Raw genomic sequence first — 25,597 nt, 5'->3', positions numbered from 1 at the left:
AGCCCGGCACGCGCCGGGCTTTATTCATAAATATCCTTTCTATTTCCAATGTCAACAACTTCTACGGTCAGCACCTTATCATAAACCTGGTACAAGATCCGGTAATTACCCGCCCTAATACGAAACGTATTTTCAATGCCTTTTAATTTTGTGCAACCCGACTGATAAGGATCAGATTCAAGGGAAGCAAGGGCCAGCGAAACCAATTTATAATCTTTCCCGGAAATAGATTGCATAAACTTCTTAGAGCTACGGCTTAGCGAAATTATATACATTACACCAATCCATGTTTGGCGTCAAGCTCCTTTTTCACAACGTCCCAAGGCACGTAATGCTCAAAATGTTTTTTTTCTCTAATAACGACCCCATCGTAAAAATCTTCCAGGAGATCAGACAATTTATCGCCCTTCTCCAATTCACCATTTATGACCAGGTCCATTAAAAACACATTTTCTTTAAGAACCCTCACCACTCGCATGACAGTTTCAAAAAGCGGCTTTGCTTTGTCTTGCGGGGTTACCTGCCTATCAGTAATAATTCTCAGCACTCTCAAATTGTATTCAAATCGCCTTTTATCCTTTGCAGCATCAAAAACGGTTAGAGAATGAATCTCCTTTTGCTCGCTCTTTAAATCCTTTGCAAAATCAGAATAGGCAGCATTCAGCTTCGCAACTATGATTCCTGGTAAATCATTACTAACCCGCACACCCCAAGAGAATAAACGAGGTAGCCACCTTATCGGCTGTATCGGTACTGAAATAGCTAAATACATATTTGTTGCTTGCATCAAGGCAACACAAATCTAGCAAAAAATATTCCACCTGATTACACCCACAAAGAAAGCCGCCCCAATCGGAGCGGCTTTGACAACACACGCAATCCACACACTTAACCCGTTCTTAAAGATTTGCTATTGAAAGGTGCGGCATATCTCCGCAAGCCTCGAAAGTATAAGTAGCACCGGATTGACCGATTACGGTCACAGTTTTACGTTTATTGTCGCTGCACGGATCAATAAAGAAAATCGCTTCCTTACCGTTTTTCATCACAGTTTCACAGATCGGCTTTTTGTTGGCCGCTGCGTGGCATAAATCGTCCTCAAAGGTATTTACCGGGTTGTAGAACGCCCCGTTCCCTACCTTGTACTTAGCCGCTTTACGGGTACCGCCGTAAACCTGACCAAGGGTTGCGGCATAAGCGTATGCAGCAAAAGAAGCCATATCATTGTTGCTTTGCCATGAAACAGTTGTATAGGACATATCCCCGGAAAGGTACGGCCACGATTCCCAACTACGCGTTTGGCTTTCCCCGTTCTTAACCCAGAACGATCCATTAAACAGTTCGCGGAACCAATGGGTAGACCAAATTTTATTGGTCACTTTCCCACTGCCGCCCCAACCACTGAACCCGTCGCCAAAGTGAAGCCCGGCAACAACGATACCAGCCGTTACAGAATCGCCTACCGGTATTTTCTGTTCCATGTACAAAATCCCTTCCGGCCTGATCTGTCCGTGTTTCATGTTCGGCATCCATTCCCGATCATGCGCAAAATATGCAATGCAATGACGGTTAACCGCTTTGTAAAATCTCGCCTGCAGTGCCAGTGCGTACACTGCCCGTTTGTCCCGATCCATACCGCCCAGGTACACACCATGCCCGTACATATTGCAATGCTTCAAAGAATTATTAAGGTTCTCTGATCCCGGCGCGGTGTTGGGGTTGCGGAAATAATTCTTTGCCTGCTGTTCGGTAATGTAATACCAATCGGGGCCAATCTTGACAAACATGTAATCATGTGCCATTCGCCAGTTACCAGCACCAAAGCGGGCATCTAACCGGGGTGCCTTTGCATCGTAGTAGCCCGCCCAATGTTGCCCTGCTGGATTTGTGTAATGGGTGTTCTCCATTGTTTCCCCTACAATGATCCTATGCGAAATATCGCAGCCCTGACCGTATGCAAACCCTTGGTTATAATCAGGCAACCCGTTAGGGAAAAACAGACGGTTGTAATTGTTGGGGTAATCGCCTACCCACTCATTCGGACCAGACGCGCCAATGCCGAAAAGTTCAGGCGTAATCGGGACGTCGTGAAAAGTCTTGCCCTGATCTTTTAATTGCTGGATCGTACCGGCATCAATCCCGTGAAAATCGTTATGCGCCAAATGCGTAAGGCCGCGTGAAAGCACCTGTTGGTGGTTCCACTCTTTACCTTTGGTCAACCTGAAAATCTTATCAGAAGGAAGCTGAAAGGCTGGCATAATGTCGCCCCACTGATGTATCTGTGTTGTCGGGTTATACTGATCCGGTACAACTTGATGAATATCTACTTGCATTATTAAGAGCGGTTGAAATAAAAAGTCTGAATTGCAAAACTCACGTTTCCGAACATCGAAGCCCCGTCTTGTGGCCGGGCAATTCCCTGATCACTCGTACCGTAGAAATAAAGGTCATCAACCCCGTCTTTGATAATCCCTTTATGGAATGTCAAAGGAAAATTGCTTTCCCAGCGGTAGCCCACCAGCGGCGTTTTAGTAATAATCGTTTCGCCTGATCCGATATAATACCGGATGCTATAACCTTGCGGCACGTCCACTACTGCCAAATCCCGGAATGTCCAATTCCCTGAACTTCCAGACCATTGCATATTGATGTGACCCGGATAACTGAACGTTGCCATTTTTGGAGTTACCGCGCCATTGCCCGGCGTGTAAGGCTGGAAGCTTCCCGGCGAACCGCCCGGCGTTGTCGGTTGCCCGTTTCCGGTATTATATCCGGTGCGTAGGCTTCCGTAACCCGGCTCGTTCTGTTGCGCCCGGTTGCGTACGTAGAAGAATAAAGCAACCGCCCCGATAATGAAAAACAGGATTTTACGGTTCTTCTTTTTGCTTAACCAGCGTTCAAATTGATTTGCCATTTTGTCCGTTTTTCTATTTTTGAACCCGTATCCTGAAATTGAAAGCTGTCGGGTCGATTGTACCCGCCGTTCCATTGTGATAGCGAACCGTCACCACATCCGGGGCTGAAACAAAGGCCGTATAGCCTTCCCCCTGCGTTCTGTTGGGCGCACCGGTGAAAACGTAATCCCCTTCAACCGCGCCAGTGACCGCAATCGTCAAATCCGCATAGCCACCCGCAACCGTGCTCGGAAAGTTCAACGACGCCGAACCACCAAGGGTAACTTGTGTCTGCATTGGCTTCCAGTCGTCGGAAGGGGATACACTTCCAACCGACGTACTTACAAAGTATTTTCCCGACGAAGTGTTAAGCCAGAACTGCCCCAAATAGGCCGCGTTTGAAGTCGGATCAGTTGCCGCACGGCGAACCGTCGTAATAAAGTCAACGCCTGATTGCGAATTTGCTACCCTCGAAAAACCAAGTCCCTGACCTGCGTTTTGTCCAGATAACGATGTTATGCCTATCCGGTTAACATTTGTAAATGCGTCGGTTGACACGCCAAATTCCAATTCGGTATCTACACGCAAATCCCCGAATATCCTTGCTGACTTCGACACCGCGTTTGGTACATCTAACCTGAGAACCGTCTGGTCTGTCCCTGAGTTGGCGTAGCTTGACCCTAATTCGGTATACCTTCCGTTTGTTTTAATAAAGGCTGTTTCGGACGCATTCGAGGAAGCCTGAATGCGTATCGTCTGTGGGGAAGTAGCACCGCCCCTTAGTATCCTTAAAGTATTTAATACATCCGTGGCCGGTAGTTTGTTGGGTGCGCTCAACGAACTAACAATTAAAAATGGAGGGTTCCCAGCGGTTTCGCTACTCGGTTGGGCATAGTCAGGAAATTCATTTGAATTAAAGCCGGTCGCTGTTCGGTGCCTGTACCCAACAGTATTATAGAGCCGTTGCGGACCAATATTGACTATTTTGCTTTCGTTCAACGAACGTATCAAACCACCGTCCGCATAGATTGCTTTTCCGCAATGAGAAGCTGAAATTTTAACAATATTCACCACGTCATTAGCTGACAAATCAATCATTCGTGCTACCCCTTCCAAATGGACATCCATGATGTTAATCGTGTTTACGCGCTTGATCAACATCCCATTCCCCCGGTCGGCTTGCGTGTTGCGTGGATCACCGTAATTCTTATTTTTTATATTTTCGATATAAATATCTTCCATGTAGATAAGCCCGAACAGGTTCGGACTTGCTACATCCTTGTTCACTTCAACAGCATACCGCGTGGAATCTTCAATAATTGCATTGGACACCCAAAGGTTTTCCACGTGCAAATCTGACCCGTTGCCAATAGCAAGGGACGTACCTTTTGTGTTTGCAATGAAAACATCCTTAATGCCCGACGTTACCCAAACGCCTTGAAAGTTAATTGCAACATTCGCCGCCGTTTGGTTGACCCCGTTCCCGTCGAAATAAATTCCCTGCAACTCCATGTAGTGCGTTGCGCCTTCGCCTCTTGCAAAGGGAGTATTGAGCATTTCACAATTTGATCCAGCTTTTAAGAATATCCGCGTGGAGCGGCTTGCGATTGTTTCCCTATTTCCGGTACCAATCAGCCGTACACCGCGCTGCAACCTGATCGGTGCGCCGATCACATAGGTCTTTGAAGAGAATTTAACATCCCCCTTTTGAAAAGCAATTGCCTTGTTAATAGCTACAATATCGTCGGTCACGCCGTCGCCAACTGCGCCGAAATACTCCGGCCTGACATATTCGTACTGCCTTATGTACCTGCGGTTCCCGTGCCGGATAACCATAGCTGAGTCGTCGGCTGCATTGCTTGTTGGTGAATAAATGAAAGTACCTGACCTTACCCCGTCATTGATATTGACCACCTGCGCCGTATCTGCCTGGCCAGCACGTAATTCTTTCATTGTCAGGTAGGGAGCACGCTTAACGGCCAAATCAGTAATTGCTTTGAAAGCATTCCTGAAATCTGCCGGGGTGATTGCCCGAATTGTATTGTCCCTGATCCGGCCAATACGGTACCGGGCTTTCTTTTCAAACGTCGTCGTATCGGGTGCCTGACTGAATGCAGTCAGGGCAAAAAACTGTAATAACAGGAGTGAAACTAACTTTTTCATATTTGGTTTTTAAGTGATGAATTACGCGAAGGGTGAATTTTTCAATTCTTCAATTTCAGCTTCCAGCATCGCAAACTTTTCGTCCATATCCCTGCGTAGAAGTGATTCATTGGTTGACATTACACGGGTATCTGTTCCGGCTACTACCTGCGCTTTCCGGCTGCGGAAAATCAAAAACAGGATGATAAAAAAAATAATGTGCTCTGTTTTCATCTGGTTAGAATAGTTACAGCGGTTTTCGCAATTACAGCGGCCACAATTACCACTACTGCCTTCCCCCGCCTTTTTGCTTTTTGTTTGAATTTGTCCCGTTCCTTTTCAGCTTTGGCCGCTGCTGTCTCTGCTTTCCCTCGCCGGGTAATTTCGACATTCAACTGCCCGGTGAGACTGGTAATGTATTTGGCCTGCGTGTCCCGTTCGATCTTGATCAGGTCGCAAACTTTTAAATCCCGGACTATTTCCGGCAAGTGCGCCGCCAGATCAAAGCCTGTCGAAAATGCTTCATTTGGGCTTGTACCGTTCTGACATATACCGGACTGATTCAGCCATATCAGGCAAAACAGCGTTGATAGAATCTTGCTTAACCCGCAAGTCGGAAATCTGTTTTTCATATTGCTGATTGGTTACAATGAGGTTGACCGGCTGTTGCTTTTCGCATTTCTGAAATGCGCCTACCACCACACCGCCCAGCACGGCGAAGAAGAAAGGACGGATTGCCGAAAGGACCGCCCCGGCTGTTTTGATAATTTTCGGGTTTGGGATCATAGCGGCGCGTTGTTGAAAATGACGTTTGAGATTCCTGTCACTAGTTCCCCCAGGTTGTCGCGGTACTTGTTCACGTCCGACGGGTTGGACATAAAGCAGACTTCCAAAAGAACCGCCTGTACTTTGGTGCGGTCTATTATGCCAATTGTCCTGTGTTGGGAATATGGCGGTGTTTTAACGCCCCTGTTAGGGATATTCAACGTAGTTTCGATTGCCTCGCATAACTCAGTTGCTACCTTCTTTTCAAAGTCCGAAGGCTCGTAAAGCTGTACAAAGCATTCTACCCCGGACGGGTTGGGATTGTCCACCGCATTGAAATGGATTTCAATCAGTAGATCAGTTTCGGCGGCATCCTGATTAACCCAGCGGATCACATTCCCGGTGCGCTCGTGGTTACTGTCGTTTGTAACCTTGATATTGCGCTTGCGTAAAGCCTTGGTAAGCAGGTCGCGAAGTATGATCGTTTCCGTCCCTTCGTCAAACCATGAACGCCACGCACCCGATTTGAAACCGTAGTGCCCGGCTGTTAAAATAATGTTGCGCTTTTCTTTTTTTGCTGCCATTGCTATTAAGAGTTAAGTTGTGGTTCCTGTGGTTTGGGCGGCTCGTCTTTGTCCTTTGCCAAGTCTTCCAATTTGCCGGTTTGCTGAAATTTATCGAGCCGTTCAATTACCCATTTGGGTACCCAATCGGGTTTTATAGCGTTGATATTCTTCGCCACGCTCATAGCCTCCTTTGCGATCATGTAGGAGTACAGGAAATAGTCTATCCAAGTAAAGTAGGTGAAGGGCTTTCCGTGAATGGTGAAGTTTCCCAGCGAGTGAGCGAGTACCAATACACCGAAATACAGAAAGCATTTTACCAGCAACCCGTTGGCTTCTTTGAAACTCAACGCCCGCCAGCCTTCCTTTCTCACTATTTTCCACATTGCAAAAACAGTATCAGCGACAATCAGCACAAACAGGAACCTGAAAAATTCCCAATCGTTAAAAACATACTTTGCGAACAGTTCACGGAATATTGTGAGCCAGATCGCTAAAACTGCATAGCCCTTTGCATACATAGAAGTGAGGTAGTATTTCAGTAACGAAATCATTTTTTAAGGGCTAAGAACATGAATGCACCAATCAGGATCAGCCATATAAAATTTGTTGGTGCAACTGATCCGCTTTCGTAGAGACGTATCTCTTTTTCCCTGCGATCGATCAGCCCTTGTTGGGGCACACCACCGGCATTAATCCATTTTCTAAACTCGGTTGAAATAGCCTGATAGTTCAGTGGGTTTTCATTCACTCTTTTCAAAAGCGTACTATCGGCCAATGCGCCCGCACCGAAATTGTACACGAAAGAAACCAGCGCGTCAAACTGGTTTTGGTTGATATTGCTTGTCACATATCTATTTACACTCGCCCCGCGTAACGGCGCGTCGCGGATCAGCATTTGCCACGCTTCCGCTTTCGTGACTGTATCCCCGGCCTTTACCGGCCTGCCGTTTGGCATGATCCCGGTACCGTAGCCAATTGACCACTGTTTGTAATCCCACTTGGCGACAGGTATAAAACCTTCTACGTCGGCAAGGAAATTCAGGGTACTATTTTGAACTGTCAGGTTTGCCATTTTAAGGGGTTATCAACTGACCAGTTTTTAACAGTTCGGCCACATAATCGGCCAGCTTTTGACCGGCTAACCGGCTTGTAAGTTCCTCGGTAAAATTGCCGCCATACGTTGAGTTGTAGGCATATTTCACCGCATCGTAATTGGTTGTATTACGGGCAAGGTAAATGTGCAGCGGAACGCCCTGATAGGTCATATCAGACGGCGACGTGATCAGATCACGGTACGCTTCAATTACAAAATCACTTGTCACGTCAATTGTTTTACTGCCTGACTTTCTGGAAAGCAGTAGCACCACGGCCAGCACACCGCCGACTATTAGAAGTTGCTCTTTCTCTTTCTTTGTCATTTGTTCAGGATAGTTAGAAACCGCTGGTATTCAGTTGCTGAAAGTTCTTTTTGGAGATCAGCGGTTAAGTCGCGATTATACTGTGACTTATAGGAATCGAACACAGCTTTATAATTTGTAGTCTCAGCGGCCAGTTGGTAAATCAAATCTTCCTCTGTTCCATCTAATTCAAACATCCAGTCATAACCGGATGAGTTAAGAGCCTGTTTATAAAGGGTAGCCAGGGCATTCGGATTGTTGCCGCCTGCTGATTGTAGTTCTGATTTAGCTTTATCCGTTGCGGCTTTTATCGCCCATTTTTTAAGTATGAAGTACGCTACAATAGCGATAATCCACTTTCTGTTTCCCTTAACAAGACTGCTAGAAGCTCCGATGAGCAGGGGGATTACAAGGGCTAGAATTTCGATTATTTTCACGTACTGCATACTCTGATTTTTAGCTTGATGAATATTCTTTTACTGCATTTGTGCGATCAGGGGCGCGTATTGCGCTACCTGAGCAATCATTAATTTTGCGTCGGCCACCCCTTCGCGTGTCAACATTTTGTCGAACACTTCCGGGTTTTCTACTACCAGTTGCCGGATTTCCTGCAACGCGTCCGGGCAATCCTTGGCGAACTGCGTAAGGGCGGTTAATAATTGTGTTGTTTCCTCGGTTCCGATTGCGTTGTCAATCGAGGCTGCAAAGTTTTTTACCAGTTCGAGTTTGTCCATTTTTTTATACGACAGGGTTAAAAATTGAGTGAATTACAGGTTTGAAAAACCGCCTGATCTGATTGCCGGGGCGGCGGCGGTGCCCGCTTTCATCTTACTTGCAATCAATGGGGTAAACATTGAAATCAACTTCGTGAACGCGTCGTTGTCGTCCTCTTTCCCTTCGGTCATCGCTGCCGCAATGGCTTTTCCCAACGTGTCGAGCTTTTCTTCGATACGGTTCATTTGCATCTGCATTTCCAAATCTTGCTTTGCCCGCATGTACATGTCGTAAGGGTCAGGGCTTCCGTTTCGGTTGAATTGTTGGTTCATGCGTGGTTCATTGGCGGTGATGGTGAAATTGTGCTTAAATGCGCCTTTGTCGCCGTTTGTTACCCGGATCAGGTGAATACGGTACTGCCCCGGTTCACTCATTCGGTATTCCAGTTCCTGCTGGAACAGTTGATAGGCAATCTTCGGATCAGAAGTCGGGTTAACTTCAATATCGCATTCTGCAACCTTGTCATTTCCAGCCCCTTTATAAAGTTTCCAGAATGGCAGATTACGTCTTTCGATTGTGTCAAGTGCTGTTTGCGCTGTGCTCATTGTGTTAAGCGGGAAGGTTTAAAAGCGGCTATTCCGTGAAGTATAGCCGCTTTTAATGGTTTACTTGCGTTTTGACTTCATTTGCTGAACCTGCTTTTTCACAGCTTCCTTCTTTTTCTTGTCAGCAACGATTTGAGAATTATGCTTATCAACCGCGGCGCATTTAGCTTTGTAATTCTCCCATGTTTGCAGGGATGCGCTTTGCTTTGGCGACTTTGGATATTTTTTAGGCTTTGCCATTTTTCGTATAAAATTTTTAAATGATTACTGAATGAAATAGCAAGGAACGCCCCGTAACGTTTTACAGGGGGCTTATTCCCTTGCGCCCTGCCGATCTGGTTTTATATCAGGCTCTTAGAAAATAAAGAGCGGTTTTTTCTTTTTGCGACGGAAGAACCAAATAGCGGCCAGAACCAAAATCACAAACATGATATTGTCCTGAAAGAACTTAACCGGGTTGGTCAGGATCAGTCCGAAATCTGCCGGGAAAAGCCCGTTCAAACCGCCTGTGTTGCCCGCTGGTGGATTGGTCGTAGTGCCGCCTGTGTTTGCGCTGCCCGGTGTGTTGGGTGTTGTCGTTTTCAGCTTGTCAATATCTGACGTTGAAACGCCCTCACCTTTTACAGTATACGCAGGTTCAAAATTGAACAGTCTCGGTGCTTCGTCGCCATTGGTTACGGTTTCCACAGTTGGGAAAACGTTCTCTCCGTCAGCTACAAATTCAGGTGATGCAATGTCAGTCAACAAAGCAAAGTTAAAATCAGATTGCAGGATAATATCCCCGCCGCCAATCCCCGACTCAATTCTGCTTTTGCGGTAGTATTTCCATACTTCCACATTGTTTTCAAGGTGCTTCATTAAGGCCATGTAAGTACCTCCCTCGGTCTTACCTACGAATAGCATTCCATTGCCACTGTACCCCTTAACGTATCCAATGTTTGCAATGATTTTTACGTCTTGTGCCATTTGATTTGTATTTATTTGGTTTTTAGATTGTTACGCTATTATTTTTTCTTCATGAACAGGATCACCACAATCGCGGCCACTGCTATAATCAGGATCATGTTTGTATTCATGCCGCCCGTATTGGTGCCCGTTCCGGTCGGGTACTGGTTGACCGGGTATTGGTTGGCATTGGCATTGTTCCCAAACAGGCCGGTGATGATCGCAGGGAATACACCGAGCGCGACTTCCCACCATTTTTTACCACCCGTTGCCGGATTGGTGTAGCCCGGCGTGTCTGAACCGCCGCCGCCTGTCGTGTACCCGTTTCCGTTGCCTGTACCGTTCGGAAAGGTCGTTTTCGATGTTCCGTCCGAATAAGTTACCGTCGTTGATCCGTCCGCGTTGTAAGAAATATCTATGATGTCCATAACTGGTTATTTAAACTTTGGCAGGTTGAACGCAATCGGTATTTCGACAGGGACGTAAAAGCCTTCCACATTGAGCGTACCACGAAAAAGCATATTCACCGCCTGATCCTGAACACCGCCCAAAAATCCGGGAATTGCGCTTGCCATATCGATCAGGTTTACGAAAACCTGTGTGCTCAACATGCTTTGCCCGAATGGTAAAATCTGTTGGTTGTAGGCCGCAAAAGCCCGCCCTATGTACTGCCCTTCCGCATATACCCTTAGGTCAATGCCGCCGATATTCAGTGTCCCGTTTGATCCGTTGAATGCCGTAAATGGCAAGTCAAAAGACAGGTTCGAAATCCCGTTCAACCTGAAATTCCGGGGGAATGCAGGACGCAATTCCATGCTTTGCAATGCCCTCCTTTTATTTAAAAAGATCAGCAAAACGCCGACAATGATCACAATCAAAAGTTCTTTTTTCATTTCCTGCTGATCAGATAAATAAAAACCCCAATGCCAATAAGGAAAAGAGCGGTTCTTCGTGTTTGTGCGGCTTTTGCCGCGCTATCGTCCCGGTGATGAACCGGGTAAATGCTGTAATCGTAGCCTAATTGGCCGTTTTCAATTTTAAACCCGGCTGGTAAAACACCTTCACTTTCCGGCTTGTAAAACTTGTCTGCCGAAACCCAATTTCTGAACGGGGTATTTTCAAATATCCCGTCGTGGTTGAGCGGTGAAATGTGGTCTACCTGAACAGAAACTAGTTGACCATTGACCGCGTGATAATTACCAGTGTAAACCCCCGCGTGCCCGCCCTTATACATTCCAATTGTGTAACCGGGTCGCATCCTGCTTACAAACCGCTGTGTCAGTTCTTTATCTGTAAAGTAGAATCCCTGATCCTCATTCACATAAAGCATTGTCCCGACCTTTGGCAAAACCTGCCCGTTTTTCAGCCGTAGCATATTATTTACGCTTTCGTGTCAGAAAGTAAAGCCCCGCCCCGATTGCTGCAAGTGTCAGTAATTGCGAGTTCTTTTCTTTGCTGGTTTGTGATCCGGCTGGGTTATCCGTCCCGGTTTCATAGCCGTTGCCGGTTGGTTGCTGCGAAATCTCAGACGGTAGTTTATAATCGAAGCTGGAAGCCGTTACCCACAAAGTATATTCAGTTTCGACCGCGTTACCCTGCCGGTCAAATGGAAATTTTGTTTTTACTTCCAGAGCGGTTATTTTCTTTATCCCTGCCGTTGTCGTACCGCCGAAAAAGTGTTTTCCGGTATAGAGCCCGAGCACTTCGCCAGATTTCCGGCTACATTCTTCAATCGTTTTACCAATCGGCCAAAACCTTTGCACTAGCTCCTTTTCCTCGAAGTAGTACACTTTCTGACCGCGCGCAATGATTTCAGTGTTTTGCGCCGGTAACGCTTTGCCACTTGGCAAACTATAATCAAAGCCTGATGAAAGATCAGGGCGCGGTTCGTTCTTGCCGGTATTGGTGTTTTCAGCCGGGATCAAATAACCCGGTTTTATCTGCCCGTCTAACTGGACATATTCGTTCAGGTTCGCGCGTTCCGCATCTATTTGCGGGGTGTAGCCCGTAAATGGCCTTACCTGTATGTATCCGGTTGCGTTCATCTGCGCTTTTTCTTTTGAGTGCTGAAAATCAACGCTGCCGCTACTGCCGCATAACCGAGTGTCGTTGTGTCAATTCCGCTATCACCGGGCGGCGGCGGGGGTGGTGTTTCTTCGTCACTGTCCGGATTATTAGGGTCAACAAAAGTTGTTTTTAGATCAACAGAATCTAACTTTACCCAGCTCGTTTTATTTTCTGTTTTATAAGTCCCCTTTTCAGGCATTCCCCAATTTCCTCCGATTCCAAAACCTGGCTTTCCGTTTTGCCACCACCTATTCACCCAATCCACTTGGATCATTCCGTTTTCACCGACCCCGGTTGCGACACCTACGTACTCCGTATTTGAACGACTTGGATTCCCATCCTGACCACCTTTCCCACCAGAAGGACCGACGACACTCGCGGCTTTCGAATCATTAAAGAAATTCAGCGACTTGCCTATTTTCGCATACACAAACATCCCTTTTTTAACCGTCACACCACCACTGGTATAACCTCTTGGCAGGTTTAACCCCTTATTTAATGTTGCAGTGTTTTGGTACGTTCTAGGCCTGGTCTCACCGCCGCGGTCACTATGATATGTAGGGGTATCGCTCATCGTTGGCTTATTAAGTACGCCGCCGCCCCAAAAAGAGCAATCGGCAATAAGTTTATTTTTTGAAGTTCCGACGTATAGTTATCGTAGTACGTCTTGATCTGGGAAACTTCAAGTTGCATTCGTCGGGCTTGACCTTGCAATTGCTGCAATGCCTTACTGTCTTTTTTTCGTTCAGCAGCATTTACAATCAAGCCGGCAAGGCTAACAACCGCACCGCCTATCTGAGTGTAGATAGTAGGAATTACAATAGCCACCCCACCAATTGTGGTTAGCCATTTTCCAACATCACTAGCACCATCCAGTTTTGCCCCTTGCTCCAACAATGCCTGCATTTGTCCAGAGTAGCTGTTCAGGGCCGCTTGAAGATTGATTAGCTGCCGCTGCAACCACTGCTTTCTGTCTGTTGGATTGGCATTGTATCTTAGTGCTTCCTGCCGGAAGAATTCCGGGTCTAAAACGGTCGATTTTTTAGCACTTACATAAGGCATCTTGAATTGTTAAGCCCTGGTTATCAAGGAATTTTCTAATTCAAAGATGATTTATACGCTTTTAACGTTCTGCAAAAAATCGTATATTGTATAAGAAACAATCAGAATTAATCACAATGAATCAGCAATTGGGTGTGCAACTTTATCCAAAATCGAAAAGTGAGCTTTTTTACGAGTACAAGGATAGCATATCCATTTGCACATTTAGAAACTGGCTTAAAGAGCTTTCAAACGAGGGCAAAATCAGGAAAGGAAAGAAAATTCTCAGCGTGAAAGAGGTACAAACAGTGTACGAAGAATTGGGAATTCCTGGAAGTTTCAGACAGTTAGAAATAGAATTTGGATAATAGCATCTGAACATCGATCACAACACTAACAAAAAACCGCGATAATCGCCCATTTTGCCGGGCTTATCGCGGTTTTTTTATACAAACAAGAGCCGATACCAGCCCGATTTTTTAGCGATCCTCAGACCGATTTACCAGCCATTAATAACCGTACGCTACTCCCGACTGTATACTTTCTGGATTTTTATTAAATCCCCTTCCTGTTGTTTCATGTTGATGAATTAAAACAACATGGCCATTCTTTTCAGCCGCCTCACGCTTAATGCGCTCCGTGGCCTTTTTATCACTACCCTTAGTAGTTCTCAATGAACCATATCCGCCCGCTTTTGCCTTTATTTCTCCTACCCTTCTTAATCCTACCACATCGCTATTGTTACTGGTAATTATTACATTTTGCCAGCCATCCTTTCCACCGACATCTATCTTTTCAGAAATTTCCTGTACCCTCCCAGACTTAAATTCAATTTCTGAAACCGCGGCTTTGCCGATGCTCTGAGTGACACTTTCACCAGGGAATTTATAGTAAATGCTGTTTTCTCCAACTTCGGTAACTTCAACTTGCAAATTCTTACCAGTATGGCATTTTATTACATCTTGGCAAAAAGCCAAACCTCCAAAAGAAATAAAGAACAATGTGCAGATCACTTTCATAGAATAGACGGTTTATGTTTTTGCGAAAATTAGAAAATTACTCGAATACTGTTTGAAAATTCTTAATATTGGTCACCCCGGCAACCTGGCATGCTGTCAAGAATGCAGGCATGAAATAATTCCAATCGTCTATCGCATGTTCAGCATGCATTGTTATTATCAAATCCGGTTCCCGTAACATTTCCGGGTAAATCGTTACCGGGCTTTCCCTACCAACCGGGCTTATATAAGTGCTCCGAATTGTCCCGTCCGGCGAAACCTCCCAGGTCCCGAAAACCGCATACGGCATTTCTTTTTTTACGGGCTTCATTCATTGTCACCCGCATAAAGGAAATTGAACACGCCCCGGTAGTGTTCTTTGTACCGCTCGAACATCGGCGGCGAATACATTCGTAGAATATCCTTTTGTGTGTTTTCGAGCGGCACAATGACACCGCCGTAATGTCGGAACTGCTCCCCAGCTTTGGCCGTAGCCTTATCAATGTCAGCTTTCGGAACGTACGAAGTAGTCAGGAATTCAACATAGCGGGCCGCATCCGCATCTACATCCGGGGCGGCAATATCCCGTTTAGTGTCCCTTACCTCATTTACCTTCACAACCTTTTCCATGTGAGAGAAAACCCGTTCCCCAAAAATATTGATAGTATATGCTGGCTGGGAAATGGTTACCGGCCTGTACTCTGTTGTTGTCGTGGTCACCATGCTGAATGTTTCCAGCGCAATTGTATACGGGGAAATTGAATCGGCATGCAGCAATTTCGAAGAACCCCACACCCGGCCACGGATATAACGATTTGTAAATGATACTTTTACTTCCCTGGTCTTTGTTTCAACTGTTTCCATCTCATGCCCTTCAAGTGAGATAAGCGGCGTAACCAGTTCGGTTTGAATGAAATACTTTCCGTTCTCCTCAATCAATTTTTCTCCTTCGCCCAGCTTTACATTCACTTCCGGGGCCTTCGTCATATACTTGGACACGTAGGCAGTAAGCTTTTTTATGTTCTGGATAGCGTGAATTTTTGTCGATGGTGGATTGTTCCAATTTTCCCGGATTCCGTTATTGTATGCTTCCAGCTGCTTTTTCTTCCCGTCGTTGCGAACATCGTGCATGTTGAAAGACTTTTTATTTGCCTGGCATTCCTTGCGCCGCTGGGAAATGTAGCTTTCCAGCATTTCTTTCCTGACGAACCAGCCGTTTTTGAAAATGTAGTTTTGCTTGTTGCGGAACCGGGTCACATATCCGAACCTCTCAATGATCTGGTTCCATTTCTGATTAATACGAACGCGCGGCAAAGCCCGGTCGATGATAAGGTGAAAGTGTATGTTGTGGTTTTTCTGCGTTTCCGCAACCCAGATATAATTTTTCACACCCCACCCCGAAAAGCCTTTTTCCTTATCGCCGGTAAGCCATTCAATGAATCGCAGGAAGCATTCGCGCTTAATATCATTATCGCAGTGAATCTGCTTTGCAGGAAGTGTCAATGTGAGAAACGTCGGGTAAACCTCTGTTGATGGAAATGATTTCGGGAACTGCATAGTAGTATTGAGCTGCACTGCAGTCAGGAAATTTTCAATTTTCCCTTTCACGTTCCGGCGCGTGGCCGGGGACATATACCCGTTCCATTGGCCGGACGCTCCTTTTTCCAGGTTCATGAGGCTATTCGCGTTTTTTTGCGACAGGTCCGGTTTAACCACTACCCTGTTACCGTTTTCATCATAGGAATAATGGATGAAACGCGTTTGCAGGATCACCGAATGAGGTTTGAACTTGGCGTATTTCTGAAAATCGAAATCTGTCGTGCGGGTTTCAGAGGTGCGGGTAAGAGCTGCTGACATAGTCAAAACTGTCTGTAATGGCCAGAATGGAGGAAAATTTACTTTTGATGTTCGATTTTGGAGCGTTTGAGCACTTTACGGGTGGAGTCGACGCTTTGATAAACCCATTAAGGATCGGTCCCGGTTTGGTTGGCTATTTTCATTCGTTTGTAGAGATCAGCTATTTCTTTTTCACCATCTCTCATTTTTTTGCAATATGTCAGGACAGCAAGAGCTTCCGATAAATCAGCTACCTTTTGCTCATACTCTTTTGTGCCGCGCATCCATTCAGCATTCGGATTAGGAAGCAATTTTGATTTGCGCAAAAGCTCAGTATATCGTTTCAGTTGGTAATCCAACTGCTCAATAGCGTATTTCATAAGGTTTGAGGCAGTTAAGTTTATTCCGGTTCCATAGCTACCACCATTGACACAGTGGAGAAAATGAACATTAAGCCGTACCATTGCCGATCGGTGACAGGTATTTCCCAGGCCCATACGATAATGAAAGCAGAAACGAGAATACAGGTGAATATCAACGCCCATTTGCCTAAGACGGCAAGAATGATAATAAACAAATCTTCCATAGGGATTGACTCTGTTAAAGTTTAACGGTAATTGTCGTAAGGATAGGGTTCTGATATTGGAGCCTGGCTCTTTACATGCGAGTATGAATTGTCGTCATTTTTCACCCACGTGCGGGACTTATTCTTTTCCAGCTTCTTAGCAAATGCGGAAACAATTTGCTCAATCGTGATGCCGTTGCGGCCTGCACTATCAAACAGGCACATAATAGCGTCGGCGTATTCTTCCGCGTCCTGAATTCCGGCTTCAATATTTTCTTCGATTTCCTTTATTTCAGATTCGCATTTACGTAAGCTACTGACTGCCGTTGCTTCTGGGAAGGTTTCAAGTGCCCAAACCATGCGCTCTTTCTCCAATTCAATAAGAGATTTTGGTTTGAATGGTACTCTGTCCAACGCTTTCGCACGATCCAGAAATAACTTATGTTTTACTGCATCAATACGCAATAGACCGTTAACGCCTTCCCTCGCTGTGGGTAAAGGCACATTGTAAGCTTCACAAAATTCAGTCGTGGTCATCCAATCAATATTGAGGATGAATGTTATCATAGAATCCATAGGAGTTCGACTCTGTTAAAGTGTTGAATTGATTCTTTTGTCTTCGCAGCCCACACACATAAACATTAATGGTAACTGCCCGGGCGGGTTATGCTTCGTCCATTCGGAAGGGCCGGAAGACCAGGGCCACGGTTTGCCGTGGTCAATAGCTATCTGATGAATCCTATTTATTTCGGCTGCGGCTTCTGGGAACTCAGACTTTATTTCAGACCATTCTTCCCGGCCAGCAAACGCACCACAAAGGCACTCGCCACTGATACAAATCTTATCCTTAACCGGATTACGCGGCAATGACTGTTCTGCCATGTACTTTTTGCAGTCCGTTTCGCTCCAATAAAAAATAGGGCTGCACCAGATTCGACTATCCTGTTTCTGAATGTATTCTTTGTACCCCATCCTGATTTTGCTTTCAGATTGACGAATACCACTGATCAGCAATACATTTTCCCGCGCTCTGGGATTGCTTTTGCATTCATGCGTGACAAACTTGTGCAGCGCATAAGCCTTTAATCGCCGGTACATAATTTGGTGGCTTTGCGGCGTTGATCCGGGAAAACCCCACTTCTTAACCAAATCCTCATACGTATGTCCTTCCTTTGGGAATCCCTCATAAAACGGCCAGTTAAAATGTTTGACAACTGAATAGACATATTCTCTGGTTTGCCTGATCCCGATTCCGGTATTACCGTGGTAAACGGTGAAGTCCCTGCCAATCGATTTCAAGTAGGAGGCGGCAAAGTGCGTACTGCACATAGAATCGTGTCCACCCGAAAACAACAGAACTATCTTAACCGGGTTATATTTTTCGATTGCTTCCGCAATTATTGAGCTCATAGGGGTTCGACTCAGTTAAGGTTAAGAAAAGCTGTCAGTCTTGTAGGGTGCGCGGGCCATTACCTGCAATGAATTTTCCATTACATCAATGATCGTTGCCAGATATTCCGGGGTTATTGGTCCAGCTGCTGAATGCATGTGAACTTTCATATCCGGTGTTAGGGCAATTGAAAATACGTCAACGGGTGTACTTAGATCGGCTTCCATTTCAACCAGGAATGCGCAATAGCCAGAAATAATTTGATCGGTAGGGAGTGGCATGAGTAAAGTATTAAAAGCTTACTGAATGATTTAGAAGGGATTTCCATTTGTTTATTCGAAAATTCTCAAAGCGTCGCGCCTCCCTATTAATTTGGAATTCGTGCTCTCTCTCAATGAATTTGTGAAACCGGTACTTTTTGGCAGGCACAACAAAGCCTACACGCGGGGTAGTCGTGGAAGTCATTTGAATGAATGTTATTATTGACGGAAAGAGAAACGGGGCGCGGGTTGGCTGGAATCGAAAAACCAGACAAGCACCTGAAAAGAAAAAATGAATATGGCAATGATCACAGCGATAACCAGGGCAATTAATCCAGCAATGCCATAAACGACATACATGTAATATTCAGCGAGGCATCCGAGGAAGTAGAGAAGGTTTTTCATGATCTGATTTTGCGGGCCGGCGTGGACATTGGGAAAAACTTCTTTTCTGGTTCCCGCTGTTCCTTTCGCAGGTCTGCCAGTTCACGTGTAAGATTATCAATCAGTTCAGCTTGCAGCCCGGCAAAATTTATCATTTCGGCGAAAGTCTCTTTTTTTTCAAACTTCAACCATTCCAAAAGCTGTTCGGATCGGTGCTGCAAATCGCCGTCCTGCATTTCTGCAATTGCTAATCTGAGTTCCTTATTTGATTTCATGGTTCAGGGAATGTGAAGGTTTCAAAAGCAATAGCGACAGGATCAGAACCAGGAAGGTGAACGTACAAATGCGTTTCGGTTACTACGTCGATGAAGCAAAGGAAACACCAGCGGTTTTGTTGATAGTGGGCTATATATTCCCGGTTGCGATCCTCCGTCAGCCTCAATACTTCATTCTCTAATCTGGGAACCTGAAACCGTTCACCGGCTTCAAACCGCTGCTTCTTCGATTTGGGGAGTTGTGGCATTGGTGTAGCTGTCTAAAATTTGTTGTTTGTAGAAATTAATCCGTTCCACCTCTTTTTTGTCAATTAGGCTTGTGATTCGATCCCGGACCGGCTCCCAATTAAAAACCGTCGCAAACCCGTCCGCAACCTTTACACCGTCGATTTCCCTGAAAGTCTGTTCAGATTTTGTCATTAGAAACTCACGCCTGAACGCGCTCCGAAAACCTTCACATTCCAACTGGATCAGTAAAATATTCTCCTCGCATTGCCTGCGTAATTTCTCTGCTTCGTCGGCGGCAGGGAGCAACCGCCAGCGGAATCGCATTGAATCCAAATCCGCTTTTAGTTCCTTGACATTTGCCATTTCACGAAACCAGTAAATGAGCGGTCGCCAACTCATCATTGATCTCAGCCAGTTCTTTTATATGCTGATCCTTTGCGGCTTCATTCGTCCGAAAGTCACCGTCTGCCCTTTTTTGCAGGAAAACTGTAAACTGATTGTCAAATTCAGCATCACCCAAGACTTGACGGTATAACCGCTCTACTATTGACAATTCTTCGCCTTTAAATGGACGTACGCCGTACATCTTATTATTGAACGACTTGGCCGAAACTTGCTGTATTTCCGCGAACTGGTCACGTACGGACGCATTTGTTAACCGGCTGCAAAAGGAATTCAGCTGCTGAACGAATAATAATTTATCATCCGTTTGTAATTGTTTTCTTTCCATTTGTCAATTCTTTGATGTTAATTTGAGACAATTGATGTAAATCGATGTATTAAAGGTAACGAGAAAACTTTTAAAATGTCAAGTTAAAACTGAACACTATTATGAAAACAGTACCTATTGGCGTGATTATCAAGGATATAGTCCAGAAAAAAAATTTATCACCTGCACGTCTTGCTGATAAAACTGGACTATCAAGACAGGCTGTATACAATACTTATAGCCGTACTACTATGAATGAAGCCGAACTAGAAAGGTGGGCTGACGCGCTGGGTGTAACTATGGACGATCTAACAAACGCCGGTTCCGACTTTAACGCCGGTCAAGCTTCAATAAAAGCCGATGACGTTATGTCGCTAATGCGGAAAATGTTTGAGGAAGAATTAAAGGAAAAGAATGACCAAATCCGGGCATTACAAAAAGCATTGGAGCAAGCTCAAAACCTTTCAACGGCTCTGCTGGGAAAGTCGCCTGAGCATTCGGACGCGGACGTATTACCACATTGGACAATCATCATCAACGGCGCTGACGCAATAGAGCGTCCATTGTGGCCTGATGGAATCCAACATGCCACGGCATAAAGTGGGTAATATTCCGGGTGCTCATCGCAATTGCGATATTTAAAACTCAGACACACAACACTATACAAGTTAGGTTCTACGCCCTTCGGGCGCACTAGATGGCATATCCAATTTCAACAAAACCCTGCAAATCAAACATTTGCAGGGTTTTATGTTTTCTGAGGTGTGCCCACAAGGTCAAAGATTGGCAATATTCCGGGTGTTCCGGGAGGTGATCGTACTATACGCGCTTCAAGTGCGCAAATTTGCTGCTTCTCGTATTACGCAGATGCGCATAAATGCAGTCTTTAATACTATCAACTCGTCAATTCAACAAATAAAATATTTACTTTCCCGAAAATCTCAATGGTATGTTCATAATATTTGTAAATTTACCGGGTACGTACCCGACACGTATTTCTACATGCTTCTATGTGCGCTGTTTACATGAACAATTTAACCTAAAACATTTATAAGCTCCACGAGTGACAACAGTGTGCTCCCAACTGAGCATTATCGATCGATTACGGGTACGTAACCGTTTTTTATGATCCTTGATTTACAATGCATTATCACCTAACCCTTAACTAGTTTTTTTATGAATTTAAAACACCTTTACCACAGCCTTACTGTGATTTTGCTTTTTGTCCTGAGCACCTGTGCGATTCCAGGCGCAATAGCACAGGACACACGGGACATTAAGATCACAGTTTTAGACAGCGTTTCTAAAACCGGCATTCCCGGCGTCAACATTGCAGTAAAAGGCACCACTCGCGGCGGCGCAACTGATGTTGAAGGGAAATTCAGCATCGGCGTCACGGCTACTGAAACGCTTGTTATTTCCTACATCGGTTATGAAAAACAGGAGATTACTCCGGGAAACAAAACAGCGATTGAGGTACTAATGCGCTCAGGCACGAACGTACTCGACGAACTCGTCGTGATCGGCTACGGAACGCAGAAGAGAAGCGAACTTACCGGTTCAGTCACTTCTGTGAAGGCAGAAGAAATCCAAAAAGTAGCTACCGGGAGCTTCACAAGCGCATTGCAGGGCAAAATACCGGGCGTGTCTATTAACCAAACCAGCGGCGCTCCCGGCGGTTCCTCATCAGTGAGGATAAGAGGTGTAGGCACAACAGGAGGTAACCAGCCGTTGTATGTAGTCGACGGCTTTCCGCTTGGCGGCGGCGGAATGGATATTGCGGGCAGCTCCGACCGCATTGACGGACTTTCCATTGTCAATCCTAATGACATCGAATCCATTGAGGTGTTAAAGGACGCTGCCGCTGCTTCGATTTATGGCGCACGTGCCGCCAATGGGGTTATTTTAATTACTACCAAAAGAGGAAAAGACGGTGCGACCCGGATCAATCTCGACGCCTACACGGGAATGCAGCAGCTGTGGCGAAAACCCGAATTCCTGAATGCCACCGAATTTACCACGCTGGCCAATGAATTATACACCAACTCGGGTATGACACCGAACCCGGAATGGGCCAATCCTGCCTCGTTCGGACAAGGTAGCAACTGGATCAACCAGGTTTTCAGAACCGCGCCGGTTCAGAACTACGACCTCAGGATTTCCGGCGGTAGCAAAAAAATCACCGGCGCTTTGTCCCTGGGTTACCGCGACCAGCAAGGTACGTTGATCGAAACGTGGCACAAAAGGTTCAGCGCCCGCATTACCGGTGACCTGAAAGTGAGTGATAAATTGCGGTTCGGCAGTTCGCTGGCTTTTACCGTTTCGCGCGCAAAGGGACAGCAAAATCAGGATATGCGGATCGGGATATTCAACCTTGCGCAGCAATTTTACCCAACACTCGGTAAAGAAGACGTAGTAAATGGATCCTCAGCCTATTACACAACCCAGGGGGACAATCCCTACCTGCGTGCAAAATCAATGGATAACCAGCTGCGAAACCTGCGGATGTTCGGTAATATTTTTGGTGAATTTGAGATCCTGCCTGGTCTGAAATGGAAAACCAATGTAGGGATTGACACAGACAATAATCGCGCAACTACCTGGGAACCAAAGGCTGAAAGGGGACATTACCGAAACCTCCAAGCCATTTTGGGCGAGACTTATTCTCAGGGGCTCAACTGGCTGCTCGAAAATACGCTGTCTTACTCAGTGTCGCTTTCTAACCACCGCATTTCGGCGGTTGTAGGCCAAACTGCTCAAAAGAACAATGTAAACTGGATCGGTGTCACAGCGAGAGATTTCCAAAACGAACAATTACAAGTTGTCAATGGCAGCAAAGACACCGAGCGCAGGGCCTCCGGAACGGGATCGCTTTATACACTTGCCTCTTACCTGGCTAGGGTCAACTATTCTTTTAAAGAAAAGTATCTGCTTTCGGCCAGCGTACGCCGCGACGGCTCCTCCAACTTCGGCCCAAGCCACAAATGGGGGAACTTCCCGTCTGTTTCGGCAGGATGGAACATTGCCGAGGAGGCTTTCATGAAAAATGTGAGGGCGGTAAGCTCACTGAAACTCCGCGCAAGCTGGGGACAGCTGGGTAATGACGCAATCGGTTCATTCGGTTACCTGAGCGGCATTCGCCTTGGTACAGTAAACGACAACTATGTGCTGGGAAGCGGACAGGCACTCGAAATCGGAGCATCTATGTCGCGCCCGGGGAACCCCGACCTGAAATGGGAGACAAGTGAGCAGACCAATTTCGGGATAGACGCTACTTTTCTCAACGAACGCCTCTACCTGACTGCCGATTATTATATCAAAACAACCAAAGATATGCTGGTAAGCCTGCCGGTATCTTTCGAAGCAGGCTTCCAGACAGCACCTTCTGTCAATGGCGGACAGGTAAGAAACAGTGGTATTGAACTGCTTCTGGGTTACAGGGGTGAAATCGGTGACTTTACTTACGACGTGAGCGGGAATATGGCTACGCTGAAAAACGAAGTGATCAGCCTCGGGGTAGGCCGCCCCATTGCAGGTCCGACACTTGGTTTTACCAGCATCAGCTCATCTTATACCGAAGTGGGGCAATCCATCGGCTATTTCCGCGGATACGTGGTAGATGGGATTTACCAGACCAATGATGAAGTGAACAAGACCTTACAGCCCAATGCAGTGGCAGGTGATTTCAGGTACAGGGATATCAATGGAGATAACCAGCTCTCGGATGCCGATCGTGTGAAACTGGGAAGCCCCTGGCCTACCCTTACTTATGGAATGAACTTCGATTTCACCTACAAAGGTTTTGACTTGAATGTGATGTTTCAGGGCGTAGCCGGTAACCAGATTTTCCATTCCAATAAGTTTGCGATTTATCCTTTGAAATACTTCGGAGGATCCGGGGTTGTGAATGGTTCACGCGAAGTGCTGAACCGGTGGACTCCGGGAAGCGGCAATAACGAAATCCCCCGCCTGGCTTACGTCGACGCAAATGGTAACTATGCCAACAGTTCTTCATTTTATGTAGAAGACGGCGACTATATGCGTATCAGGAACATTACACTTGGCTATCGTATTCCTCAAACGCTGGTCAGCAAAACGAAGGTTTTTCAGGGAGCACGCTTTTATCTGAGTGCGCAAAACCTGTTCACCTTTACGAAGTACTCAGGTTTCGACCCCGAAATAGGCAGTACAAACCCGCTGCAATCAGGGGTTGACAATGGCGTTTATCCGCAGCCGAGGACGTTTATGGCGGGTGTTAATTTTAGTTTCTAAATCCTTCAAAAAGCAAATAAGATGAGACAAATCATAAAATACATCTGCGTTTTCGTGGCAACGTTCTCCCTGGTTTCGTGCGGGGACAGCTTTCTTACTTTAAAACCACAGGATATACTTACTGATGCCAACTTCTTTTTAACGGAATCCGATGCGCAGGCTGCTCTGACCGGAATTTACGCGATCCTGCAAAGAGAGGAAACGTTTAGCAATGTGCGTGATGCGGCGGATATCGAGTGGGCAATGGCAGGCGATATGTACGAGATGGACGGAAGCGCCAACCGCATTGAGCTCCATTCACTGAGCCTTCCTTCCAACAATACCATTCTGCGGGATGTATACTCCGGCGCATACCAGGGAGTGGGCCGGGCCAACATCGTCATCAATCGTGTTGGCAAAATGGAGAACCTGGACCCTGCTGTGAAAGCAGGTATTATCGCACAGGCCAAATTCCTCAGAAGTCTGTTCTATTACCGGCTGGTCAGCTATTGGGGCGGCGTTCCGCTGATTACCGAAGAACTGAATGCGTCCTCCAATCTGGAAATCCCAAGGTCTTCCGCCGCGGAGGTTTGGGCGCTGATTGAAGCTGATCTGAAAGAGGCCGCAGCCGTGTTGCCAGCTACCTGGAACGATGCAAACAAAGGCAGAGTTACTAAAACCGCCGCATTGGGATACCTTGTAAAAGCTGCGCTCTGGCAGCAAAAATGGACAGACGCGGTCAAATACAGTGAAGAAATCCTGGCCACGAACGCGCACGACCTGCTACCGAAGTTCCGTGATGTGTTCCGGGAAACCAATGAGAACAACAAAGAGCTTTTATTTTCAACGCAGTTCCGTACTTCTGTTGACGCAGAGGGTAACAATCTTGTCAAAAGAACTGCCCCACGGGGAGCGCCGGCAGCTTATACTGGAAGTGCGGCGTGGAGTAATTTTGTTCCTCAAAAACATTGGGTAAATGCATTTGAAAAGGATCCTTCAGGAAAAATAAAGGACAGCCGCTATTGGGACGTGATCATCGGACCGGGCGAAGCGCATCAGGATATCAGTGCATTTGTGATGCCGGCCAATGTACCTGCTGGCTGGTCAAGGACCGGGTACATTGTAACCAAATACTGGGAAGCTCCCGCGCTGACCAATAGTGGCGTGAATACGCCGATCCTCCGTTTTGCCGAAGTGTTGCTCAATTACGCGGAAGCATTGAATGAAACCGGCCAGCCTCAGAAAGCGATGGAGCTGGTGAACCGCATCAGAAGCCGCGCAGGACTGACAGCGAAACCGCTCACGCTCAGTAAAGAAGCTGTTTTAGACGCTATATTTTATGAAAGAAGAATGGAGTTTATCTGGGAGCCTGTCGGCGCATTCTCGGACCTGAACCGCAGAGGTCGCTTTGTTTCCTTTGTAAAAGCCAACCGGCCGAATGTCGCTGAGCTGGAAATTGATAAAAAACCATGGTTAAGCACAGTGCCTATCCTTTTCCCGATTCCGCGTGAAGCCTGGGATAAGAACAAAGCACTGGAACAAAATCCGCATTATACCTTTTAAAA

The 25,597-nt window shown here is 46.2% G+C and carries 38 protein-coding genes; 4 read left to right on the top strand and 34 right to left on the bottom strand.

Features of this window, described 5'->3' with window-relative positions; genetic code table 11:
- Positions 1-20: 20 nt before the first annotated feature.
- The 23 genes from FXO21_RS22710 to FXO21_RS22600 form a co-directional block, all read right to left on the bottom strand.
- Positions 21-236: a type II toxin-antitoxin system RelE family toxin gene (locus FXO21_RS22710; RefSeq protein ID WP_225865807.1), complete on the bottom strand. Its 216-nt coding sequence runs from the start codon at positions 234-236 to the stop codon at positions 21-23.
- A 38-nt stretch (positions 237-274) separates the two neighbouring features.
- Positions 275-790: a hypothetical protein gene (locus tag FXO21_RS22705; RefSeq protein WP_149642230.1), complete on the bottom strand. Its 516-nt coding sequence runs from the start codon at positions 788-790 to the stop codon at positions 275-277.
- Between the two features lie 109 nt (positions 791-899).
- Positions 900-2,333: a hypothetical protein gene (locus FXO21_RS22700; RefSeq protein WP_149642229.1), complete on the bottom strand. Its 1,434-nt coding sequence runs from the start codon at positions 2,331-2,333 to the stop codon at positions 900-902.
- A 2-nt stretch (positions 2,334-2,335) separates the two neighbouring features.
- Positions 2,336-2,914 carry a hypothetical protein gene (locus FXO21_RS22695; protein ID WP_149642228.1) on the bottom strand — a complete coding sequence of 193 codons (579 nt, stop codon included), beginning with the start codon at positions 2,912-2,914 and terminating at the stop codon, positions 2,336-2,338.
- A 13-nt stretch (positions 2,915-2,927) separates the two neighbouring features.
- Entirely contained in the window at positions 2,928-5,057 is a 2,130-nt protein-coding gene (locus tag FXO21_RS22690) for a glycosyl hydrolase family 28-related protein (protein WP_149642227.1), read from the bottom strand.
- Positions 5,058-5,078: 21 nt separating this feature from the next.
- Positions 5,079-5,270 (bottom strand): hypothetical protein, encoded by a 192-nt coding sequence (locus tag FXO21_RS22685; protein ID WP_149642226.1) that lies wholly within the window; start codon positions 5,268-5,270, stop codon positions 5,079-5,081.
- Positions 5,267-5,524, bottom strand: coding sequence for a hypothetical protein (locus FXO21_RS22680; RefSeq protein ID WP_149642225.1), 258 nt, complete (start codon positions 5,522-5,524; stop codon positions 5,267-5,269). The genes FXO21_RS22685 and FXO21_RS22680 overlap by 4 nt, the downstream gene beginning before the upstream one ends.
- 34 nt (positions 5,525-5,558) lie before the next feature.
- Complete coding sequence (locus FXO21_RS22675; protein WP_149642224.1) at positions 5,559-5,822, bottom strand: hypothetical protein; 264 nt, start codon at positions 5,820-5,822, stop codon at positions 5,559-5,561.
- The gene (locus FXO21_RS22670; RefSeq protein WP_149642223.1) at positions 5,819-6,385 is read right to left on the bottom strand and encodes an N-acetylmuramoyl-L-alanine amidase; all 567 of its coding nucleotides are present in this window, start codon (positions 6,383-6,385) and stop codon (positions 5,819-5,821) included. Before FXO21_RS22670 ends, FXO21_RS22675 begins: the two co-directional genes overlap by 4 nt.
- A gap of 5 nt (positions 6,386-6,390) precedes the next feature.
- The gene (locus tag FXO21_RS22665; RefSeq protein WP_149642222.1) at positions 6,391-6,918 is read right to left on the bottom strand and encodes a phage holin family protein; all 528 of its coding nucleotides are present in this window, start codon (positions 6,916-6,918) and stop codon (positions 6,391-6,393) included.
- Positions 6,915-7,439, bottom strand: a complete 525-nt coding sequence (locus FXO21_RS22660; RefSeq protein WP_149642221.1) for a lysozyme — start codon at positions 7,437-7,439, stop codon at positions 6,915-6,917. The genes FXO21_RS22665 and FXO21_RS22660 overlap by 4 nt, the downstream gene beginning before the upstream one ends.
- Position 7,440: 1 nt before the next feature.
- Entirely contained in the window at positions 7,441-7,785 is a 345-nt protein-coding gene (locus FXO21_RS22655) for a hypothetical protein (protein ID WP_149642220.1), read from the bottom strand.
- Entirely contained in the window at positions 7,782-8,210 is a 429-nt protein-coding gene (locus FXO21_RS22650) for a hypothetical protein (protein WP_149642219.1), read from the bottom strand. Before FXO21_RS22650 ends, FXO21_RS22655 begins: the two co-directional genes overlap by 4 nt.
- A 30-nt stretch (positions 8,211-8,240) precedes the next feature.
- Positions 8,241-8,498 carry a hypothetical protein gene (locus FXO21_RS22645; RefSeq protein WP_149642218.1) on the bottom strand — a complete coding sequence of 86 codons (258 nt, stop codon included), beginning with the start codon at positions 8,496-8,498 and terminating at the stop codon, positions 8,241-8,243.
- Positions 8,499-8,531: 33 nt separating this feature from the next.
- A complete protein-coding gene (locus FXO21_RS22640; protein ID WP_149642217.1) occupies positions 8,532-9,083 on the bottom strand; it encodes a hypothetical protein in 552 nt (183 codons plus the stop codon).
- 60 nt (positions 9,084-9,143) lie between these two features.
- Positions 9,144-9,323 (bottom strand): hypothetical protein, encoded by a 180-nt coding sequence (locus FXO21_RS22635; protein WP_149642216.1) that lies wholly within the window; start codon positions 9,321-9,323, stop codon positions 9,144-9,146.
- A gap of 114 nt (positions 9,324-9,437) precedes the next feature.
- A complete protein-coding gene (locus FXO21_RS22630) occupies positions 9,438-10,049 on the bottom strand; it encodes a hypothetical protein (protein ID WP_149642215.1) in 612 nt (203 codons plus the stop codon).
- A gap of 38 nt (positions 10,050-10,087) precedes the next feature.
- Positions 10,088-10,456: a hypothetical protein gene (locus tag FXO21_RS22625; protein WP_149642214.1), complete on the bottom strand. Its 369-nt coding sequence runs from the start codon at positions 10,454-10,456 to the stop codon at positions 10,088-10,090.
- Positions 10,457-10,462: 6 nt separating this feature from the next.
- Positions 10,463-10,921, bottom strand: a complete 459-nt coding sequence (locus FXO21_RS22620; protein WP_149642213.1) for a hypothetical protein — start codon at positions 10,919-10,921, stop codon at positions 10,463-10,465.
- Complete coding sequence (locus FXO21_RS22615) at positions 10,918-11,403, bottom strand: hypothetical protein (RefSeq protein WP_149642212.1); 486 nt, start codon at positions 11,401-11,403, stop codon at positions 10,918-10,920. The genes FXO21_RS22620 and FXO21_RS22615 overlap by 4 nt, the downstream gene beginning before the upstream one ends.
- 1 nt (position 11,404) lies before the next feature.
- Positions 11,405-12,073, bottom strand: coding sequence for a hypothetical protein (locus FXO21_RS22610; RefSeq protein WP_149642211.1), 669 nt, complete (start codon positions 12,071-12,073; stop codon positions 11,405-11,407).
- Positions 12,070-12,669, bottom strand: coding sequence for a hypothetical protein (locus FXO21_RS22605; RefSeq protein ID WP_149642210.1), 600 nt, complete (start codon positions 12,667-12,669; stop codon positions 12,070-12,072). Before FXO21_RS22605 ends, FXO21_RS22610 begins: the two co-directional genes overlap by 4 nt.
- Positions 12,666-13,157, bottom strand: coding sequence for a hypothetical protein (locus tag FXO21_RS22600; RefSeq protein ID WP_149642209.1), 492 nt, complete (start codon positions 13,155-13,157; stop codon positions 12,666-12,668). The genes FXO21_RS22605 and FXO21_RS22600 overlap by 4 nt, the downstream gene beginning before the upstream one ends.
- A gap of 116 nt (positions 13,158-13,273) precedes the next feature.
- Here FXO21_RS22600 and FXO21_RS22595 point away from each other — a divergent pair, with 116 nt between their 5' ends.
- Complete coding sequence (locus FXO21_RS22595) at positions 13,274-13,504, top strand: hypothetical protein (RefSeq protein ID WP_149642208.1); 231 nt, start codon at positions 13,274-13,276, stop codon at positions 13,502-13,504.
- Between the two features lie 141 nt (positions 13,505-13,645).
- Here the strand turns inward: FXO21_RS22595 and FXO21_RS22590 are convergent, their stop codons facing one another.
- From FXO21_RS22590 to FXO21_RS22540, 11 genes are all read right to left on the bottom strand, one after another.
- Positions 13,646-14,155, bottom strand: coding sequence for a hypothetical protein (locus FXO21_RS22590; RefSeq protein ID WP_149642207.1), 510 nt, complete (start codon positions 14,153-14,155; stop codon positions 13,646-13,648).
- A 306-nt stretch (positions 14,156-14,461) separates the two neighbouring features.
- The gene (locus FXO21_RS22585; RefSeq protein ID WP_149642206.1) at positions 14,462-15,991 is read right to left on the bottom strand and encodes a rolling circle replication-associated protein; all 1,530 of its coding nucleotides are present in this window, start codon (positions 15,989-15,991) and stop codon (positions 14,462-14,464) included.
- A 107-nt stretch (positions 15,992-16,098) separates the two neighbouring features.
- Positions 16,099-16,350 carry a hypothetical protein gene (locus FXO21_RS22580; protein ID WP_149642205.1) on the bottom strand — a complete coding sequence of 84 codons (252 nt, stop codon included), beginning with the start codon at positions 16,348-16,350 and terminating at the stop codon, positions 16,099-16,101.
- A 227-nt stretch (positions 16,351-16,577) separates the two neighbouring features.
- The gene (locus tag FXO21_RS22575; RefSeq protein ID WP_192579301.1) at positions 16,578-17,102 is read right to left on the bottom strand and encodes a dATP/dGTP pyrophosphohydrolase domain-containing protein; all 525 of its coding nucleotides are present in this window, start codon (positions 17,100-17,102) and stop codon (positions 16,578-16,580) included.
- A gap of 24 nt (positions 17,103-17,126) precedes the next feature.
- Positions 17,127-17,945 carry a phosphoadenosine phosphosulfate reductase family protein gene (locus tag FXO21_RS22570; protein WP_149642203.1) on the bottom strand — a complete coding sequence of 273 codons (819 nt, stop codon included), beginning with the start codon at positions 17,943-17,945 and terminating at the stop codon, positions 17,127-17,129.
- Between the two features lie 21 nt (positions 17,946-17,966).
- Positions 17,967-18,206, bottom strand: a complete 240-nt coding sequence (locus FXO21_RS22565; protein ID WP_149642202.1) for a hypothetical protein — start codon at positions 18,204-18,206, stop codon at positions 17,967-17,969.
- A gap of 198 nt (positions 18,207-18,404) precedes the next feature.
- Entirely contained in the window at positions 18,405-18,590 is a 186-nt protein-coding gene (locus FXO21_RS22560) for a hypothetical protein (RefSeq protein ID WP_149642201.1), read from the bottom strand.
- Entirely contained in the window at positions 18,587-18,844 is a 258-nt protein-coding gene (locus FXO21_RS22555; protein ID WP_149642200.1) for a hypothetical protein, read from the bottom strand. Before FXO21_RS22555 ends, FXO21_RS22560 begins: the two co-directional genes overlap by 4 nt.
- A complete protein-coding gene (locus FXO21_RS22550) occupies positions 18,841-19,092 on the bottom strand; it encodes a hypothetical protein (RefSeq protein ID WP_149642199.1) in 252 nt (83 codons plus the stop codon). The genes FXO21_RS22555 and FXO21_RS22550 overlap by 4 nt, the downstream gene beginning before the upstream one ends.
- Positions 19,055-19,435 carry a hypothetical protein gene (locus FXO21_RS22545; protein ID WP_192579300.1) on the bottom strand — a complete coding sequence of 127 codons (381 nt, stop codon included), beginning with the start codon at positions 19,433-19,435 and terminating at the stop codon, positions 19,055-19,057. The genes FXO21_RS22550 and FXO21_RS22545 overlap by 38 nt, the downstream gene beginning before the upstream one ends.
- Before the next feature lies 1 nt (position 19,436).
- Positions 19,437-19,802, bottom strand: a complete 366-nt coding sequence (locus FXO21_RS22540) for a hypothetical protein (RefSeq protein WP_149642197.1) — start codon at positions 19,800-19,802, stop codon at positions 19,437-19,439.
- A gap of 101 nt (positions 19,803-19,903) precedes the next feature.
- Here FXO21_RS22540 and FXO21_RS22535 point away from each other — a divergent pair, with 101 nt between their 5' ends.
- The 3 genes from FXO21_RS22535 to FXO21_RS22525 all read left to right on the top strand — a co-directional run bounded on the left by FXO21_RS22535 (position 19,904) and on the right by FXO21_RS22525 (position 25,595).
- Positions 19,904-20,380: a helix-turn-helix domain-containing protein gene (locus FXO21_RS22535; RefSeq protein WP_149642196.1), complete on the top strand. Its 477-nt coding sequence runs from the start codon at positions 19,904-19,906 to the stop codon at positions 20,378-20,380.
- A 577-nt stretch (positions 20,381-20,957) separates the two neighbouring features.
- The gene (locus tag FXO21_RS22530; RefSeq protein ID WP_149642195.1) at positions 20,958-24,053 is read left to right on the top strand and encodes a SusC/RagA family TonB-linked outer membrane protein; all 3,096 of its coding nucleotides are present in this window, start codon (positions 20,958-20,960) and stop codon (positions 24,051-24,053) included.
- 21 nt (positions 24,054-24,074) lie between these two features.
- Positions 24,075-25,595 (top strand): RagB/SusD family nutrient uptake outer membrane protein, encoded by a 1,521-nt coding sequence (locus FXO21_RS22525; protein WP_149642194.1) that lies wholly within the window; start codon positions 24,075-24,077, stop codon positions 25,593-25,595.
- Positions 25,596-25,597 lie beyond the last annotated feature (2 nt).

Source organism: Dyadobacter sp. UC 10, from assembly GCF_008369915.1.
In the GTDB taxonomy this organism is placed as follows: Bacteria; Bacteroidota; Bacteroidia; order Cytophagales; family Spirosomataceae; genus Dyadobacter.
Note: the sequence above shows the minus strand (reverse complement) of the source record. Positions and strands in the feature narration are given on the sequence as shown.